The following is a 15,493-nucleotide window of genomic DNA, read 5'->3' as shown; positions in this document are numbered from 1 at the left end:
GACCATGGAGAGCACCGTGGTCCGGGTGGCCACCGGTACCGGCGAGGCCGTGCACGACATCACGGCGGAATGCGAGCGCTTCGCCGCCTCGGCGGGCGGCGACGGGCTGCTGCACGTCTTCGTCCCGCACGCCACCGCGGGTGTGGCGATCATCGAGCTGGGCTCCGGCAGCGACGACGACCTGCTGGCGGCCCTGGGCGACCTGCTGCCCGCGGACGACCGCTGGCGGCACGCGCACGGATCGCGGGGGCACGGGCGCTCGCATGTCATGCCCGCGCTCGTGCCGCCGTTCGCGACCCTGCCGGTCGTCGGCGGGCGGCTCGCGCTGGGGACGTGGCAGTCCGTGGCGCTGGTCGACCTCAACGTCGACAACCCCGACAGGCAGGTCAGGTTGTCGTTTCTCAAAGGATGAGCGCAGCGAACCGGGGGTGTGGGGGGTCGTCCCCCACAAGGAGCAGAGATGAGTAGCGTTGGAGCTGTGGAGGGGCGTCTCCTTCGCAGTGCGGGAATGAGCAGCGCGAACCCTCCGGGGGTCACCGTGGGTGGGCGTCCTGTGACGGGGATCTTCGTAATCGGGCCAATGGGGCCACCAAAAGCCGGGAAGACACTTGCGCAAGGGGCCCACACTTGTGTGGACTGTCCGGCAAACACCGCACAGGTGCGGACGGGCCACCCGTCCCGGGGGGCCGAGAGCCATACGGGCACGGACCGTGCGGACTGACGACAATGGGAGGACTTTCGTGAGCGCGACCGCGGGTCAGGCGCAGTCTGAGCGCAGCCTGGCCGAACGGCTCGGCCTGAAGGCGGGCCAGGTGGTGCAGGAGATCGGCTACGACGAGGACGTCGACGAGGAGCTCCGCCGCTCCGTCGAGGAGCTCACGGGGAACGAGCTGGTCGACGAGGACTACGAGGACGTGGTCGACATCGTGCTGCTGTGGTGGCGCGAGGAGGACGGTGACCTGTTCGAGGGCCTGACCGATGCCATGATCCCGCTGACCGGGGGCGGCAACATCTGGCTGCTGACGCCGAAGGCGGGCCGCGACGGGCACGTCGAGCCGAGCGACATCGGCGAGGCCGCGCAGACCGCCGGCCTCTCGCAGACCAGCAGCGTCAGCGCCGCCAGGGAGTGGTCCGGCACGCGGCTCGTCGCACCCAAGGGCCACAAGTAGAGCCGGGGCTGGAGACGATTTGTCGGTCAACGTAGGCGACGCCGCGCCGGACTTCGAACTGAAGGACCAGCACGGCGCGCCGGTGAAGCTGTCGGACTTCCGCGGCGGCAAGAACGTGATGCTGGTGTTCTATCCGCTGGCGTTCAGCGGCGTCTGCACGGGAGAGCTGTGCGCGCTGCGCGACGAGCTGTCGAGCCTCGTCGCGGGGGCCGGCGCCGACGTGCAGGTGCTCGCGGTCTCGGTCGACTCGATGTTCGCGCTGCGGGCCTGGTCCGACCAGGAGGGCTTCAGCTTCCCGCTGCTGGCCGACTTCTGGCCGCACGGCGGGACGGCGCAGCGCTACGGCGTGTTCGACGAGGCCAAGGGCGTGGCGCTGCGCGGCACCTTCATCATCGACACCGAGGGCGTGGTCCGCTGGAAGGTCGTGAACGCGATCCCGGACGCACGCGACATCGACGAGTACCGCAAGGCGCTCGCCGGGCTCTGAGCTGAACGGACCGGTTCCGGCACACCTCACGGCCCTCGGGACCGGGTGGCCGGAACCGGCCCCCGCACCCCTGGAGGTGTGATGCCCTGCTTCCGCTGCGGGGCGCGGCAGACCGACCCCGTGCGCGGCGCGAGCCCGTGGAAGCGCGGGGTCCGGGCGGACCACCAGGTCCTGATCTGCCCCCGGTGCCAGGCCGTCCACGACTGGGCGGACGCCCTGGATCGCTGCTCGGAGTGCGGCTCGGCCGCGCTGGTGTGCCGGCTCGGCGAGGTGGAGTGCCGCGACTGCGGCCACACCCGTGACGCCGTCCGGGACGAGCCGGGCACGGCCGATCTCGTGCATTCGGGCGCCCAGCCTCCCGCCGACGGCGGCCTCTCCGAGGAGGTCGCGGCGGCGCTGTCGCGCGTCCTGAAACGAGGCCCGGCCGCCTGAGGGGCGCGCCGTCCCGCCGGACGGAGGATCCGACGTGGCCTGACCTGGCCCTTCACCGGGCATATCGGGCTTGACGCGGCATTTTGCCCGGTGCCACGCTTCGCGAATGCCGATCGTGCTGATGCGCCTGGTGCACCGGATCACCGGGCGGACGTGGCGCGCGCCCGCGCTCGTCCTCCTCACGGCCTTCGCGGTGGGCTGGCTGCTCATCGCGGTGTTCGAGGAACCGGGCGCCGACATCAAGAAGCCCCACCAGTACATCTGGTACTTCCTGGTCAGCGGCACGACCACCGGCTACGGCGATCTGTCCCCGACCACGGTCGGCGGCCGGGTCGGCGGCGTGCTCATCATGGTCGCCGGGCTCACCGCCGGGCTGGTGATGTTCGCCGAGCTGACGCTCTGGATGGGGAAGGGACGCATGATGAGGGCCAACGGCCAGGCGCGGCTGCACCGGCGGCGGCACATCGTGATCGTCGGTTACGAGCGGGACGGGCTGGTCGCCATCATCCGCCAGCTGCGCGGCGACCCGCAGTTCGCGAAGACGCCGGTCGTGACCGTCTTCTGGCCGGGCGAGCTGGCGGGGGAGAACCCCGACCCGGAGCTGTACGACGTCGTCGCGTTCGACGACACCGCCTTCGAGCGGGCGTGCCTGGAGCAGGCGCGGACGGTCCTGGTGGTCGGCCGCACCGACGACGAGACGGTGCGGGTGATGCTGACCGTCGAGGCCTACCTGCGGCGCAACGGCGACCCGGCCGTCCACCTGCTGGCGGGGGTGCGCGACGGCGGCCGGCGGGCCGAGATCACCGAGGCCCTCCGGCTGGTCGGCGAGAACATCGAGCCGGTCGACATCGACGATCCCGCGGTGACCGCGGTCGCGATCCGCAACCCGGGCATCGCCGCGATCTACCACAACCTGGCCAGCACGCTCGACAGCGACGGCACCCTCTACCGCGTGGACATCCCCGAGGACGCCGGCGAGTGGGCCCGCCTGGACGTGGCGATCTCCCTGCTGCGCCGGGGGAGCACGCTCCTCGCGGTGGGCGACTCGCACCGTCCGGACGCCCGCTTCCGCCTGGCGCCCGCCCCCGACGAGAGGATCCGCGGCGGCCAGTCGCTGGCGGTCGTCGCCACCCACCGCCCCGAGATCCCCTGGCACGAGCTGTAGGGGCCGGGAGGACGCCCCTCGCGCCCGCTGAGGGCGCCCTCCCGGCTGCCGCGGGCGTGCGGCCCGGGGCACAGGTCCAGGCCCCGGGGCCTCCCCGCACGCACGCGGAGTCTCATGTGCGTCTCTTGCTGGGGCGCCCCCCACGCCCCCCGTTCGCTTCGCTCATGCTGCTTGGCGCTGGTCGGCGTCCAGCAGGTGGTACAGCAGCAGCAACTGGGTGATGGCGAGCGGGTCGCTGGTGCCGGTGTCGCCGATGCGGCCGAGGGCGTCCGGGTCGGGCAGGGCGGTGCCGGCCCGGGGGCCCAGGCGCTCCCAGATGGCCTTCTTGACCACCTGCGACTCCTCCGGCGAGACGTAGCCGTGGACGTGCAGCGCGTCCACGGGGCGGCCGTCGGTGTCGCGGTGGAGGCGCAGGTGCAGGGCGGTCCCGGTGTCGCCGGGCCCGCTCTCCAGGACGTCGGCGAGCTCGGGGTGGTCGATGGTGGGGCGCAGCAGCAGCTCGGCCGACAGCGGGGTGCCGGGCGGGTCGAGGCGCCCGGCGACGGGCGCGAACCGGACGACGATGTCGGCGTGCTTGCGCTGCGGGCGGATGTAGGCGGCGCTCTCGGGCTCGCGGCGCGCCAGCTCCGCCTTCACCTGCTCGGGGCTGTAGCCGCGCTTGTCGCAGTCGCGCCTGACCTTCCAGGAGTGGCGCAGCGGCTCGGGCGGGTCGAGGTAGACGGTGATGTCGAAGCAGGCCCGCGCGAGCCGCGTGTGCAGCGGGAGCAGCCCCTCGACGATCACGAAGTCGCGGGGCTCGACCAGTTCCGGCCGGACGAGCCCGCCGGTCGCGTGGTCGTAGACCGGCTTCAGGATCGGCTCGCCCATCGACAGCAGCTGGAGGTGCTGCTCCATGATGTCGATGTGGTTGCAGTCGGGGTGCAGGGCCGTGAACGGCTTCCCGGCCCGCTCGGCGCGGTCGTAGCGGTGGTAGTCGTCCACGCAGACCGCCGTCATCCGGTCCGCCCCCAGGCACCGCACAAGCCCCCTGGTCAGGGTGGTCTTGCCCGCCGCGCTGTCCCCCGCGATGGCGAGCATGACGGGGCGGCGGCCCGACCCGCGCGCCCGGAGCATATGCACGATCCGATGGGGCACTGACTCCTCCGTCCTGCGGAATCCGGTTTTCGCTGTGCAGCGTAGGCCGGTCGGCGCGGCGGCTCGTCCCCCATTCAGGGGAGAGCGGGGGTGAAACCGCGGGAGGCCCGTCCCGAGGGGGGCTACTGGTGAGTAGCTTTGGTTGTTATCGTGCCGGGATGGGTGTCCCCGTACGCGTCGTCCTGGTCGACGACCACGAGATGATCCTCGCCGGGCTGACCGCGATGCTGGCCGGGTTCTCCGGCCGGGTGCGCGTCGTCGGGCAGGCGGGGACGGGGGACGAGGCGGCCCGGCTGGTCACCGCGCTGCGCCCGGACGTCGTCCTGCTGGACGTGCGGCTCGGCCCCGAGAGCGGCCTCGACCTGTGCCGCCTGATCACCGGGCGCGTCCCGGAGGCCCGCGTGGTGTTCCTGTCGGTGTACGACGACGAGCAGTACGTCTTCGAGGCGCTGCGCGCGGGGGCGGGCGGCTACCTGCTCAAGCGGGTCGACGGGCCGGAGCTGGTCCGGCGGCTGGAGGAGGTGGCGCAGGGCGAGACGGTCATCGACCCGACGCTCGCCGGGCGGATGGCGGTGACCGCGGCGCGGCTGACCCGCGGCGAGTTCTGGCCGGGCGCCAACCGCGGCCTCACCCAGCGCGAGAGCGAGGTGCTGTCGCTGCTGGTGGGGGGCCTGTCGAACAAGGCGATCGCCGCGCGCCTCGTGCTCAGCGAGGAGACGGTCAAGAGCCACCTGCGCGCCCTGTACCGCAAGCTGGAGGTGGCCGACCGGTCGGCGGCGATCGCCGTCGCGCTGCGCGAGGGGCTGTTCCGGTGACCGGCCCGCGGCCGCTCGAACTGCTCGCCGGGCGCGGGAGCGACCTGCTCGTGCGCGTCGCCGGCGTGGCCTGCTCCGACCGCGAGCTGCCGCGGATGGCCGAGAAGCTGGCCGAACTCGTCGTGCGGTCCGCGCGGGCGCTGACGTTCTGCGACGTGTACGTCCTGGACGACGAGGAGCGCGTCCTGGAATGGCGGGGCGCGCCCGTCCCGCTGGGGGAGGGCGAGGTCGGCCGGGTCGCCGCCCACGGCCGCGCCCGCGCCCACCCGGACGGGCGGGGCGCCGCGATCCCCGTGCACGGCGACGGCATCGTGATCGCCGTCGTGGACGTCCGGTCCGCCGGGCCGTGCCCGCCCGACGACGTCGCGCTCGCCACCGCGCTCGCGGGGCTGTTCGCCCCGGTGCTGTCGTCGTGCCGGCGGCTGCGGACCGCGCGCGAGCGCGAGCACGCGGCCGAGCGGTTCGCCGAGCGGGCCGTGGAGGCGCAGGAGGCCGAGCGGTCGCGGCTGAGCCGGGAGATCCACGACGGCATCGCCCAGCGGCTCGCCAGCCTCGGCTTCCACCTGTCGGCGGCCGAGCGGGCGCTGCCCGAGCACCATCCCGAGGGGCTGGCGCAGATCATGATGGCGCGCCGGCTGTGCGAGCTGGCGGCGGCCGAGACCCGCGCGGCGATCGGGGGGCTGCGCCCGCCCGTCCTGGACGACCTCGGCCTGTCGGCGGCCCTCGCCACCCTGGCCCGGGAGGCCGGGGACGGCTCCGCCGCGCGGGGCGCGCTCGACGTGACGGTGACCGTCGAGGGCGAACTGGAGGACGAGCTGCCCGACCACGTCCAGACCGCGCTGTACCGGATCGCGCAGGAGGCGGTCGGCAACAGCCTGCGGCACGCGTCGGCGAGCCGCGTCGACCTGCTGCTGGAGCACTCCAGCGACCGGGTCCGGCTGGAGGTGGCCGACGACGGGTGCGGCTTCTCGATGCGGGACGTCCTCGCGCGGGGCGGCCGGGGACGCCGCCCCGACTCCTACGGGCTGCGCGGCATGCGGGAGCGGGCCGAACTGCTCGGCGGGCGGGTCGCGGTCACGAGCCGCCCCGGCGTCGGGACGACCGTCGAGGCCGTCATCCCCATCCCCGGCCGCGGCCGTCCCTGAGATCACGCCGTCTCTGGGGCCGCGCCGTCTCTGAGGCCGCGCCGTCTCTGAGGCCGCGCCGTCTCTGAGGGGCCGGTGCTCAGCCCGCGTCGAGGACGCGGAAGGTGATCCCGGCCTTGACGAGCCGGTCGACCAGCGCGTCGCCCATCGCGGCGGCCGTCGTGACCTGCCCGGACGTCGCGGGCAGGTCGTCGTGGGCGAGGCACAGCGCCGACTCGGCGAGCATCTTCGCCGTCTCGGTGTACCCGGGGTCGCCGCCCGCGACCTCGGTCACGACGCGCCTCCCGCCGCCCTCCCCGACGAACTTCACGCTGAACCAGTTGCGGGCGCGCCGCTCCTCGGACGGCCCGTCGCCGGGCGCGCGGAGCCGCAGCAGGAGGCTGCGGGTCGGGGGGAGCGCGGCGAGGGCGAGCAGGGCGCCCGAGCCCGCCGCCATCCCCGCCGCGGTGGCGAGCCGCTTGACCGCGACGTAGTGGCCGTAGGAGAAGTCGGGGCCGTACCGGTCGAGGGCCGCGGCCGACCGGACCACGATCTGCGGGTCGATGGTGGGCAGCGGCAGCGTCCAGCCGCCCCCGACACGGGCCTTCGGCGCCGGGCGCCGCGAGATCCGCACGCTGCGCCCGGCGGGAGGCTCCTCCACCTTGCGGCGCTCGCGCTCGGCGCGCACCATGCCGGCGGCGTCGCCGAAGATGCCGACGGCCGAGTGCAGGGTGCCGCCCGAAGCGTCCCCGCGCACCCGCAGGAACCCCTCGACATGCAGGGGGACACCCTCCGGGAGCTGCTTGACCGTGAAGTACACGCCGAGGTCGTGCGGGATGGAGTCGAACCCGCAGGCGTGCACGATGCGGGCCCCGCTGCGCACCGCGGCGTCGTGGTACTTCACGTACATCCGGTCGACGAACGTGGGCTCGCCGGTGAGGTCGACGTAGTCCGTCCCAGCGCGCGCGCACGCCGCCACCAGGGGCTCGCCGTACTTCACGTAGGGGCCGACCGTCGTGATGACGACCCGCGCCGACTCCGCGATCTGCTCGATCGACGCCGCGTCTGTGGTGTCGGCGTGCAGCAGCGGCAGCTCGGCGCACGCCGGGTCCAGCTCGGCCAGCCGGTCGCGCACGGCCGCCAGCTTCGCCTGGTTGCGCCCCGCCAGCGCCCAGCGCGTGCCGGGATCGGCGTGCCGGGCGAGGTACTCGGCGGTGAGGGCGCCGGTGAAGCCGGTGGCGCCGAACAGGACGACGTCGTACGGGCGGTCGGCGGTCATGAAGGCCCCTTTCACGGTTCCGAACACGATTCTGACGCGATCGGGGCCGTTCATGCGCGCCGCAGCGCCGATGTGAGGGACCGCACTGTGAGGACGGTGTTGTGAAGACGGTGTGGTGAAGACCGTGTGGTGAAGACCGCGTTGTGAAGACCGCACCTGCGAAGGGCCGTGCTCCTCTAGGGTTGCTCCGATGATGCGGATGGTGGGGGTATGACGGGGCTCGCCGTGGCGATGGACGTCGTCGCCGCGGGCTTCCTCCTGAGCTTCGTGGTCCTGCTGACGCGCCGGAGCGCCGCCCCGTCCGGCGAGGGCGGTCGGTCGGCCGCGATGATCCTGATCGCCGTCAGCCTGGCCCTGCTGTCGGTATCCCTGTGGAGCCTGCCGTGACCCCTGTGGAGCCTGCCGTGACCCCTGTGGAGCCTGCCGTGATCACTGGGGGGCCGTAGCCGCAGCGGGCCGCCAGCCGGGCGCCTCCAGCAGGTGCCGGACGAACAGCAGCGTCGTCGCGGTCGGCGCCGCGCCCGCCACCGCGTGCCACGGCCGGTCCAGCGGCATCCCCGGCGCGTCGATCACCACGAGCCGCCCGGCGTCCAGCTCCGCGCCGACGGCGTCCCGCGAGACCAGCGCCGCGCCGAGCCCGGCCGCCGCGCCCGCGATCACGGCGCCGTTGGAGCCGAGCACGAGCCGCGGCGGCGCCGCCTCGCGCTCGGCCAGGTAGGCGTCCGCGCTCGCCCGCGTCCCCGACCCGGGCTCGCGCATCACCCACGGCGTGCGGGCCAGGGCGAACCCCGCCGCGAGCTCCGGCGCGCCCACGACGACCAGCTCGTTCGGCCGCCTGGCCAGCACGGTCGCCGCGACGCCGGCGGGCGGGCGGCCCGCCAGCACGAGGTCGGCCTCGTGCGCGGCCAGGCTGCTCCACACCTGGCGGCGCGGCCCCACCTCCAGGGCCAGCTCGACGTCCGGCCAGCGCGCCCGGAACGAGGCCAGCAGCTCGGGCAGGACCTGGTCGGCGGCCGTCGTCACCGCCGCCAGCCGCAGCGGCCCGCGCCCCGGGTCGGCGGCGCCGCGCGCCGCCGCCCGCCCCTCCTCCAGCAGCCCGAGCACCTGCCGCGCGTACCCGGCGTAGACCGCGCCCGCGCCGGTCAGCCTGACGCCCCGCCCCTCCCGCGAGACGAGCGGGACGCCGAGCTCCCGGGTCAGCGCCGCGACCGCCGCCGACACCGCCGACTCGGTCACGTACAGCCGCCGCGCCGCCGACCGCACGGACCCGGTGTCGGCGAGCGCGACGAGCGCCCGCAGCCGCGCCTCCGTCACGTCCGGCCTCCTAGTTCAAGCGAATGCTCAAGGGTCACCGTAGAACACTTGATGGACATCGCAAGTGTTGGAAGGCGATTCTCGGACGCGTCACGGTTCCACGTGGCCGGGACGCGGCGCTCCACCCCGATCCCCTGGGACATGCCGTCCTCCACCGGGTCGGCGCGCCGCGTCCCGCCACATCCAGGCTTCGGCTGAAGGAGAGCGGCGATGAGCGCGGGCAGATGGTCAGCGGGCGTGATCCCCTACGCGGAGATGGGCTACTGGCGCCCGGACTACGAGCCGAAGGACAGCGACATCCTCGCCGCCTTCCGCATCACGCCCCAGCAGGGCGTGCCACCGGAGGAGGCGGGCGCGGCCGTCGCGGGCGAGTCGTCCACCGCGACCTGGACGGTCGTGTGGACCGACCGGCTCACCTCCTACGAGAACTACCAGGGCAAGTGCTACAAGGTGGAGCCCGTCCCCGGGCAGGGCGACCAGTTCATCGCCTCCATCGCCTACGACCTCGACCTGTTCGAGGAGGGCTCGATCGCGAACCTGACGTCGTCGATCATCGGGAACGTCTTCGGGTTCAAGGCGCTGAAGGCGCTGCGCCTGGAGGACATGCGGATCCCGGCCCACTACGTGAAGACGTTCCAGGGCCCGGCGCACGGCATCGTCATGGAACGCGAGCACCTCGGCAAGTTCGGCCGCCCCCTGCTGGGCGCGACCGTCAAGCCGAAGCTCGGCCTGTCGGCCCGCAACTACGGGCGCGTCGTCTACGAGGCCCTCCGCGGCGGCCTCGACTTCACCAAGGACGACGAGAACATCAACTCCCAGCCGTTCATGCGCTGGCGCGACCGCTTCCTGTACTGCATGGAGGGCGTCAACCGGGCGCAGGCCGCGACGGGCGAGGTCAAGGGCCACTACCTCAACGTCACCGCCGCGACGATGGAGGACATGTACGAGCGCGCCGAGTTCGCCAAGGAGCTCGGCAGCGTCATCGTGATGATCGACCTCACGGTCGGCTACACGGCGATCCAGTCGATGGCCAAGTGGGCGCGCAGGAACGGCGTCATCCTGCACCTGCACCGCGCGGGCCACTCCACGTACACGCGGCAGAAGACCCACGGCGTGAACTTCCGCGTCATCGCCAAGTGGATGCGCCTCGCGGGCGTCGACCACATCCACGCCGGGACGGTCGTCGGCAAGCTCGAGGGCGACCCCAACAGCGTCCGCGGCTACTACGACACCCTCCGCCTCGACCGCGTGGAGGCCGACCCGGTGAAGGGCCTGTACTTCGACCAGGAGTGGGCGTCGATGCCGGGCACGATGCCCGTCGCGTCCGGCGGCATCCACGCCGGGCAGATGCACCAGCTCCTGCACTACCTGGGCGAGGACTCGATCCTGCAGTTCGGCGGCGGGACGATCGGCCACCCGATGGGCATCGCCGCCGGGGCCGCCGCCAACCGCGTCGCGCTGGAGGCGATGATCAAGGCCCGCAACGAGGGCCGCGACTATCTCGCCGAGGGCCCCGACATCCTGCGCGCCGCCGCCAAGCACAGCCGCGAGCTGGACGTCGCCCTGTCCACCTGGGGCGACATCACCTTCACCTACGAGTCCACCGACACCCCCGACGCCGCCCCGACCCCCGTGAGCGTGTGACATGCGGATCACCCAAGGCACCTTCTCCTACCTGCCCGACCTCACCGACGACGACATCGCCAAGCAGATCGCCTACGCCCTGGACCAGGGGTGGCCCTGCTCGGTCGAGTTCACCGACGACCCCCACCCGCGCAACTCCTACTGGGAGATGTGGGGCCTGCCGATGTTCGACCTCACCGACCCGGCCGGCGTCCTGTACGAGGTCAACGAGTGCCGCAAGGCCTACCCGGACCGCTACGTCCGGCTCAACGCCTACGACGCCCGCTACGGGCGGCAGACGACGGCGCTGTCGTTCATCGTCCAGCGCCCGGCCGAGGAGCCCGGCTTCCGGCTCGACCGCACCGAGACCTCCGACCGGCGCGTCCGCTACACGCTGCACCCCTACGCCCTCGACCGTCCCGAGGGGGACCGCTACGGGGCGGGACGTTGAGCGAGCGCCCCGGCCCGGAGACGCGGCAAGGCTTCGGGACGCGGCAGGGCTTCGGGATGCGGCAGGGCTTCGGGATGCGGCAGAACGGCTCCCCGGCGGACCCCCAGGAGGCGCCCGCGGCGGAGCCGCTCCCCGCCGGCGCCCGCGTCGACCTCGCCAAGGAGCGCGCCGACTCCCAGGTCGACGCCGTCCTCACGGCCCTGGACGCCGAACTCGTCGGCCTCGCCCCCGTCAAGACCCGCATCCGGGAGATCGCCGCGCTGCTGCTCGTCGACCGCGTCCGGGCCCGGTTCGGCATCGAGTCGGGACGCCCCAACCTGCACATGTGCTTCACCGGCAGCCCGGGGACGGGCAAGACGTCCGTGGCCGTCCGGCTCGCCGAGCTCCTGCACCGCCTCGGCTACGTCCGCCGCGGCCACCTGGTCTCCGTCACCCGCGACGACCTCGTGGGCCAGTACGTCGGCCACACCGCGCCCAAGACCAAGGAGGTCCTCAAGCGCGCCATGGGCGGCGTCCTGTTCATCGACGAGGCGTACTACCTGTACCGGGCCGAGAACGAGCGCGACTACGGGCAGGAGGCCATCGAGATCCTCCTCCAGGTCATGGAGAACCAGCGCGACGACTTGGTGGTCGTCCTCGCCGGCTACAAGGACCGCATGGACTCCTTCTTCGCCTCCAACCCCGGCATGAGCTCCCGCATCGCCCACCACATCGACTTCCCCGACTACGAGCCCGCGGAGCTGGAGGCCATCGGCCGCCTGATGATGGACCGCGAGGGCTACGCCCTCGCCCCCGAGACCGAACCTGTCTTCCGCGACTACCTGGCCCGCCGCCGCGCCCGGCCCCGCTTCGCGAACGCCCGCTCCGTCCGCAACGCGATAGAGCGCGCTCGCCTGCGCCACGCCAACCGCCTCCTGGCCCATCCGGGCGAGGTGGACCGCGAGGCCCTCACCACCCTGCATCCCGAAGACTTCCTGACCAGCCGAGTCTTCGAGGAGGCCCGCCTGCGCTGACTGCCGCCCCACCCGAGCCGTCCACCGCCCGCGGCCCGGCGGGTGCCGGAGGCCCCGGCACCCGCCGCACCGCAGTGGATAGTCTGTCTGAGGACATGTAGAGGTGGGGGAGAAGTTGCTTAACCCAGAGGATCTGTACGAGCTCGACTCCGATCTGCCGGAGATGACGGGTCCGGTGCTGCTGCACAGCCTGGACGGCTTCGTGGACGCGGGGTCCACCGGGCAGCTTGTGCGGGAGAACCTCCTGGAGGCGCTGGAGCACCGCGTCATCGCCCGTTTCGACGTCGACTCCCTGATCGACTACCGGGCGCGCCGCCCGCCGATGACGTTCGACCGCGACCACTGGGCCGCCTACGAGGCGCCCGAGCTGGTCGTCCGGTTGCTGCACGACGAGGTCGGCAGCCCGTTCCTGATGCTGTCCGGCCCGGAGCCCGACCGGCTGTGGGAGGGCTTCACCGCGTCCGTCGTGCACCTGGTGGAGCGGCTCGGCGTCGGGCTGGTCGTCGGCTTCCACGGCATCCCGATGGGCGTCCCGCACACCCGCCCCGTCGGCACCACCTCGCACGCCACCCGGCCCGAGCTGATCACCCGCAACTCCTGGTTCGACAAGGTGCAGGTGCCGGGCAGCGCCGCGGGGCTGCTGGAGCTGCGGCTCGGCGAGGCGGGCCACGACGCCGTCGGGTTCGCGGTGCACGTCCCGCACTACCTGGCGCAGTCCGCCTACCCGGCCGCCGCGGTCGCCGCTATGGAGGCCGTCGTCTCCGCGACGGGGCTGGTCCTGCCGGTCGACGGGCTGCGGGAGGCGGCCGCCGCCACCGACGCCGACATCGCCGAGCAGGTCGACGGCAACGACGAGGTCGAGAAGGTCGTGCGGGCGCTGGAGCAGCAGTACGACGCGTTCGCGGGCGCCGCCGAGCGCGACAACCTGCTGGCCGAGTCGCAGGACATGCCGACCGCCGACGAGCTCGGCGCGCAGTTCGAGCGTTTCCTCGCCGAGCGGGAGGGCCCCGACTCGCCCGCCTAGACCTGCCGCGGCCAGACATATCCCGTCCGCCGCTGGGTACGCGAGCCACCGAGGGAGGTCTCGCATGGGCCAGAAGGTGAACGAAGTCATGACGCCCGCGCCCGTGGCGGTGTCCCCGGACACGACCCTGGTCGAGGTCGGGGATCTCATGCGCCGGCACGGCATCGGCGACGTCCTCGTGGTCCACGAGGGGCGGCTCCGCGGCCTGGTCACCGACCGCGACATCGTCGTCCGCGCCGTGGCCGAGCACCGGGACATGTCCCGCACGGCCGTCGCCGAGATCTGCAGCACCAACCTGATCACGGTCGGGCCCGGGGCGGACGCCGACGAGGCCGTGCGGCTGATGCGGGCGCACACCGTCCGCCGGCTCCCGGTCGTCGACGGCGACCGCCCGATCGGCATGGTGTCCATCGGCGACCTCGCCGTCCAGCGCGACGAGCGCTCGGCCCTCGCCGACATCAGCGCCGAGCCGCCCAACACATGATCACACTGGGGCTGCCCGACGCCGAGCTGGCGGGCGACCTGGACATACCGGACGGCGCGCGGGGCGTCGTCCTTTTCGCGCACGGCAGCGGCAGCTCGCGGCACAGCCCCCGCAACCGCGCGGTCGCCGCCGGCCTCAACGCCGCCGGCCTCGGGACGCTCCTCATCGACCTGCTCACCGAGCCCGAGGAGGAGGCCGACCGGCTCACCGCCGCCCTCCGCTTCGACATCGACCTGCTCACGCGCCGCCTCGTCGGCGCGGTCGACGGCCTCGCCGAAGGGCTCGAATCCGCCCCCCACACGGCGGGCCTCCCCATCGGCCTGTTCGGGGCGAGCACCGGCGCGGCCGCCGCGCTCGGCGCCGCCGCGGCCCGCCCCCGCATCGCCGCGGTCGTCTCCCGCGGCGGGCGCCCCGACCTGGCGGGCCCGTCCCTCGCACGGGTCCGGGCCCCCGTCCTGCTGATCGTCGGCGGGCGCGACACCGAGGTCCTGGAGCTGAACGAGCGGGCGCACCGCAGCCTCGCCTCGTCCGAGGTGCACGTGATCTCCGGGGCGGGCCACCTGTTCGAGGAGCCCGGAGCCCTCGAAGAGGTCACCGCGCAGGCCGCCGACTGGTTCGGCCGGCACCTGTGACGCACGACGTCATCGTGGTGGGCGCGGGCCCCACGGGCTCGGCGGCCGCGAACCACCTCGCCCCGGCGTCCTGACCGTGCCGCGACGGACAAGCACTGTTCGGGCAGAGCAAAGAACCACGGCACTCTGAGACGCTGGACTTGCTCCTTGACACCGGGAGGACGGCACATGAGCGAGGCGTACGACATCGTCAAGGCCCACTACGCGGCCTCGGAACGCGGCGACCTGGCCGGCATGGTCGAGAAGTTCGCCGAGAACGTGGCGTGGACCGAGATGGCCGGGTTCCCCTACGCGGGCACCTACGTCGGGACGGACGCCATCAAGGCCGGGGTCTTCGGCCGCCTCGGCGCGGACTGGAAGGGCTTCCGCGCCGACCCCGACGAACTGGTCGACGGCGGCGACGGGACCGTCGTCGCGATCGGCCACTACTCGGGCACCCACCGCGCGACCGGCAAGGGGATGCGCGTCCGGTTCGTCCACGTGTGGCGGGTGGAGGACGGGCTGATCACCGGCTTCGAGCAGTTCACCGACACCCACCTCGTCCGCGAGGCCATGACCTGAGCCGCCGCCCCGTCCGGGACCGGCGCACCCGGCCCGGACGGGGCACCATGTGGACGGCAGAAGCCTGATCTGGGGAAACGCGCATGTCCACGCTTATCGCGACATCGGACCTCCCGGCCGCCGACCGGTTCGACCACTGGCGGTCCGCCGTGACGGACGCGTTCCCGACGTCCCGTCCCGAGCGCTTCGACGGCCGCATGCGCTGCGCCGAGCTGGGCGCGCTCACGGTCACCGACACCTCCCGCGCCTACACGCTGGCGTTGGACGACCCCTACCGGCAGCTCGTCTTCATGCTCCCGCGCCGCCTGCTGCACCTGCCGGAGGAGGCAGTCGCGGGGATCACCGACACCCGCGTCTCCGGTCGCCGAGGCGTCGGCGCCCTGCTGTCGGCGCTCCTCGTCCAGCTCGCCGGACGCCTCGACGAGATCGGCGATCAAGGCTTCCGGCTCGGCGACAACATCGTCGACCTCCTGGCCACCCTGCTGGCCGAACACCTCGACGCCCCCGCGCCGGACGCGCGGCGCCGCACCCTGACGCTGCGCGTCCGCGCCTACATCGAGCGCCACCTGGACGACCCCGACCTGTCCCCGGACACCATCGCCGCCGCGCCCTACGTCTCGTCCCGCCACCTCTACAGCCCGACCCAGCCGCCCCCTGGGGCGGCTTCAAGTCCAGCGGCTGGGGCCGCGAGATGGGGCCCCTACGCCCTGGACGCCTACACCGAACCCGAGGGCGTCTGGATCCACCTGCCCTCCTGACCCTGCCGCTTCGCGATCGCCCCCAAGA

The 15,493-nt window shown here is 73.3% G+C and carries 19 protein-coding genes; 16 read left to right on the top strand and 3 right to left on the bottom strand.

Going from position 1 to position 15,493, the window contains the following annotated elements; translation table 11 throughout:
- Positions 1-4: 4 nt before the first annotated feature.
- From ABWI04_RS15040 to ABWI04_RS15020, 5 genes are all read left to right on the top strand, one after another.
- On the top strand, positions 5-412 hold the full coding sequence (locus ABWI04_RS15040) for a YjbQ family protein (RefSeq protein WP_345178594.1): 408 nt from the start codon (positions 5-7) through the stop codon (positions 410-412).
- Between the two features lie 328 nt (positions 413-740).
- Positions 741-1,169: a DUF3052 domain-containing protein gene (locus ABWI04_RS15035; RefSeq protein ID WP_185026216.1), complete on the top strand. Its 429-nt coding sequence runs from the start codon at positions 741-743 to the stop codon at positions 1,167-1,169.
- 19 nt (positions 1,170-1,188) lie between these two features.
- Positions 1,189-1,656 (top strand): peroxiredoxin, encoded by a 468-nt coding sequence (locus ABWI04_RS15030; RefSeq protein WP_345178593.1) that lies wholly within the window; start codon positions 1,189-1,191, stop codon positions 1,654-1,656.
- Between the two features lie 81 nt (positions 1,657-1,737).
- A complete protein-coding gene (locus tag ABWI04_RS15025) occupies positions 1,738-2,088 on the top strand; it encodes a hypothetical protein (RefSeq protein ID WP_185026212.1) in 351 nt (116 codons plus the stop codon).
- Positions 2,089-2,194: 106 nt separating this feature from the next.
- Entirely contained in the window at positions 2,195-3,253 is a 1,059-nt protein-coding gene (locus ABWI04_RS15020; protein WP_345178591.1) for a potassium channel family protein, read from the top strand.
- Positions 3,254-3,415: 162 nt separating this feature from the next.
- Here ABWI04_RS15020 and ABWI04_RS15015 read toward each other — a convergent pair whose 3' ends face one another.
- Complete coding sequence (locus ABWI04_RS15015) at positions 3,416-4,366, bottom strand: phosphoribulokinase (RefSeq protein ID WP_345178679.1); 951 nt, start codon at positions 4,364-4,366, stop codon at positions 3,416-3,418.
- A gap of 179 nt (positions 4,367-4,545) precedes the next feature.
- Here ABWI04_RS15015 and ABWI04_RS15010 point away from each other — a divergent pair, with 179 nt between their 5' ends.
- Positions 4,546-5,202, top strand: a complete 657-nt coding sequence (locus tag ABWI04_RS15010; RefSeq protein WP_185026208.1) for a response regulator — start codon at positions 4,546-4,548, stop codon at positions 5,200-5,202.
- The gene (locus ABWI04_RS15005) at positions 5,199-6,347 is read left to right on the top strand and encodes a GAF domain-containing sensor histidine kinase (protein ID WP_353832773.1); all 1,149 of its coding nucleotides are present in this window, start codon (positions 5,199-5,201) and stop codon (positions 6,345-6,347) included. The genes ABWI04_RS15010 and ABWI04_RS15005 overlap by 4 nt, the downstream gene beginning before the upstream one ends.
- A gap of 79 nt (positions 6,348-6,426) precedes the next feature.
- On the opposite strand, the gene ABWI04_RS15000 is transcribed toward ABWI04_RS15005, so the two are convergent.
- Entirely contained in the window at positions 6,427-7,605 is a 1,179-nt protein-coding gene (locus tag ABWI04_RS15000; RefSeq protein ID WP_353832772.1) for a saccharopine dehydrogenase family protein, read from the bottom strand.
- 210 nt (positions 7,606-7,815) lie between these two features.
- On the opposite strand from ABWI04_RS15000, the gene ABWI04_RS14995 reads away from it, so the two are divergent.
- Positions 7,816-7,992 (top strand): hypothetical protein, encoded by a 177-nt coding sequence (locus ABWI04_RS14995; RefSeq protein WP_345178588.1) that lies wholly within the window; start codon positions 7,816-7,818, stop codon positions 7,990-7,992.
- Positions 7,993-8,034: 42 nt separating this feature from the next.
- On the opposite strand, the gene ABWI04_RS14990 is transcribed toward ABWI04_RS14995, so the two are convergent.
- Positions 8,035-8,919 (bottom strand): LysR substrate-binding domain-containing protein, encoded by an 885-nt coding sequence (locus tag ABWI04_RS14990; RefSeq protein WP_353832771.1) that lies wholly within the window; start codon positions 8,917-8,919, stop codon positions 8,035-8,037.
- Between the two features lie 210 nt (positions 8,920-9,129).
- On the opposite strand from ABWI04_RS14990, the gene ABWI04_RS14985 reads away from it, so the two are divergent.
- The 8 genes from ABWI04_RS14985 (at position 9,130) to ABWI04_RS14950 (ending at position 15,465) form a co-directional block, all read left to right on the top strand.
- The gene (locus ABWI04_RS14985; protein ID WP_345178586.1) at positions 9,130-10,563 is read left to right on the top strand and encodes a form I ribulose bisphosphate carboxylase large subunit; all 1,434 of its coding nucleotides are present in this window, start codon (positions 9,130-9,132) and stop codon (positions 10,561-10,563) included.
- Between the two features lies 1 nt (position 10,564).
- Positions 10,565-10,993 (top strand): ribulose bisphosphate carboxylase small subunit, encoded by a 429-nt coding sequence (locus ABWI04_RS14980; RefSeq protein ID WP_353832770.1) that lies wholly within the window; start codon positions 10,565-10,567, stop codon positions 10,991-10,993.
- Positions 10,990-12,006 carry a CbbX protein gene (cbbX, locus tag ABWI04_RS14975; RefSeq protein WP_353832769.1) on the top strand — a complete coding sequence of 339 codons (1,017 nt, stop codon included), beginning with the start codon at positions 10,990-10,992 and terminating at the stop codon, positions 12,004-12,006. Before ABWI04_RS14980 ends, cbbX begins: the two co-directional genes overlap by 4 nt.
- Positions 12,007-12,121: 115 nt before the next feature.
- Entirely contained in the window at positions 12,122-13,030 is a 909-nt protein-coding gene (locus tag ABWI04_RS14970; protein WP_345178581.1) for a PAC2 family protein, read from the top strand.
- A gap of 64 nt (positions 13,031-13,094) precedes the next feature.
- Positions 13,095-13,514: a CBS domain-containing protein gene (locus ABWI04_RS14965; RefSeq protein WP_345178580.1), complete on the top strand. Its 420-nt coding sequence runs from the start codon at positions 13,095-13,097 to the stop codon at positions 13,512-13,514.
- Positions 13,511-14,146, top strand: coding sequence for a dienelactone hydrolase family protein (locus tag ABWI04_RS14960; RefSeq protein WP_353832768.1), 636 nt, complete (start codon positions 13,511-13,513; stop codon positions 14,144-14,146). Before ABWI04_RS14965 ends, ABWI04_RS14960 begins: the two co-directional genes overlap by 4 nt.
- Before the next feature lie 168 nt (positions 14,147-14,314).
- Entirely contained in the window at positions 14,315-14,707 is a 393-nt protein-coding gene (locus ABWI04_RS14955) for a nuclear transport factor 2 family protein (protein WP_345178577.1), read from the top strand.
- An 83-nt stretch (positions 14,708-14,790) separates the two neighbouring features.
- Complete coding sequence (locus tag ABWI04_RS14950) at positions 14,791-15,465, top strand: AraC-like ligand-binding domain-containing protein (RefSeq protein WP_353832767.1); 675 nt, start codon at positions 14,791-14,793, stop codon at positions 15,463-15,465.
- Positions 15,466-15,493 lie beyond the last annotated feature (28 nt).

The sequence above is a fragment of the Actinomadura sp. NPDC000929 genome (assembly GCF_040492065.1).
GTDB lineage: Bacteria > Actinomycetota > Actinomycetes > Streptosporangiales > Streptosporangiaceae > Spirillospora > Spirillospora verrucosospora.
The sequence above is the reverse complement of the archived record's forward strand: the minus strand, read 5'-3'. Positions and strand labels throughout refer to the sequence as shown.

Coding starts and splice junctions, on each gene's coding strand:
- ABWI04_RS15040 (WP_345178594.1), top strand. CDS start 5: ATGGAGAGCACCGTGGTCCGGGTGGCCACCGGTACCGGCGAGGCCGTG.
- ABWI04_RS15025 (WP_185026212.1), top strand. CDS start 1,738: ATGCCCTGCTTCCGCTGCGGGGCGCGGCAGACCGACCCCGTGCGCGGC.
- ABWI04_RS15020 (WP_345178591.1), top strand. CDS start 2,195: ATGCCGATCGTGCTGATGCGCCTGGTGCACCGGATCACCGGGCGGACG.
- ABWI04_RS15015 (WP_345178679.1), bottom strand. CDS start 4,366: ATGCTCCGGGCGCGCGGGTCGGGCCGCCGCCCCGTCATGCTCGCCATC.
- ABWI04_RS15010 (WP_185026208.1), top strand. CDS start 4,546: ATGGGTGTCCCCGTACGCGTCGTCCTGGTCGACGACCACGAGATGATC.
- ABWI04_RS15000 (WP_353832772.1), bottom strand. CDS start 7,605: ATGACCGCCGACCGCCCGTACGACGTCGTCCTGTTCGGCGCCACCGGC.
- ABWI04_RS14995 (WP_345178588.1), top strand. CDS start 7,816: ATGACGGGGCTCGCCGTGGCGATGGACGTCGTCGCCGCGGGCTTCCTC.
- ABWI04_RS14985 (WP_345178586.1), top strand. CDS start 9,130: ATGAGCGCGGGCAGATGGTCAGCGGGCGTGATCCCCTACGCGGAGATG.
- ABWI04_RS14980 (WP_353832770.1), top strand. CDS start 10,565: ATGCGGATCACCCAAGGCACCTTCTCCTACCTGCCCGACCTCACCGAC.
- ABWI04_RS14965 (WP_345178580.1), top strand. CDS start 13,095: ATGGGCCAGAAGGTGAACGAAGTCATGACGCCCGCGCCCGTGGCGGTG.
- ABWI04_RS14960 (WP_353832768.1), top strand. CDS start 13,511: ATGATCACACTGGGGCTGCCCGACGCCGAGCTGGCGGGCGACCTGGAC.
- ABWI04_RS14955 (WP_345178577.1), top strand. CDS start 14,315: ATGAGCGAGGCGTACGACATCGTCAAGGCCCACTACGCGGCCTCGGAA.
- ABWI04_RS14950 (WP_353832767.1), top strand. CDS start 14,791: ATGTCCACGCTTATCGCGACATCGGACCTCCCGGCCGCCGACCGGTTC.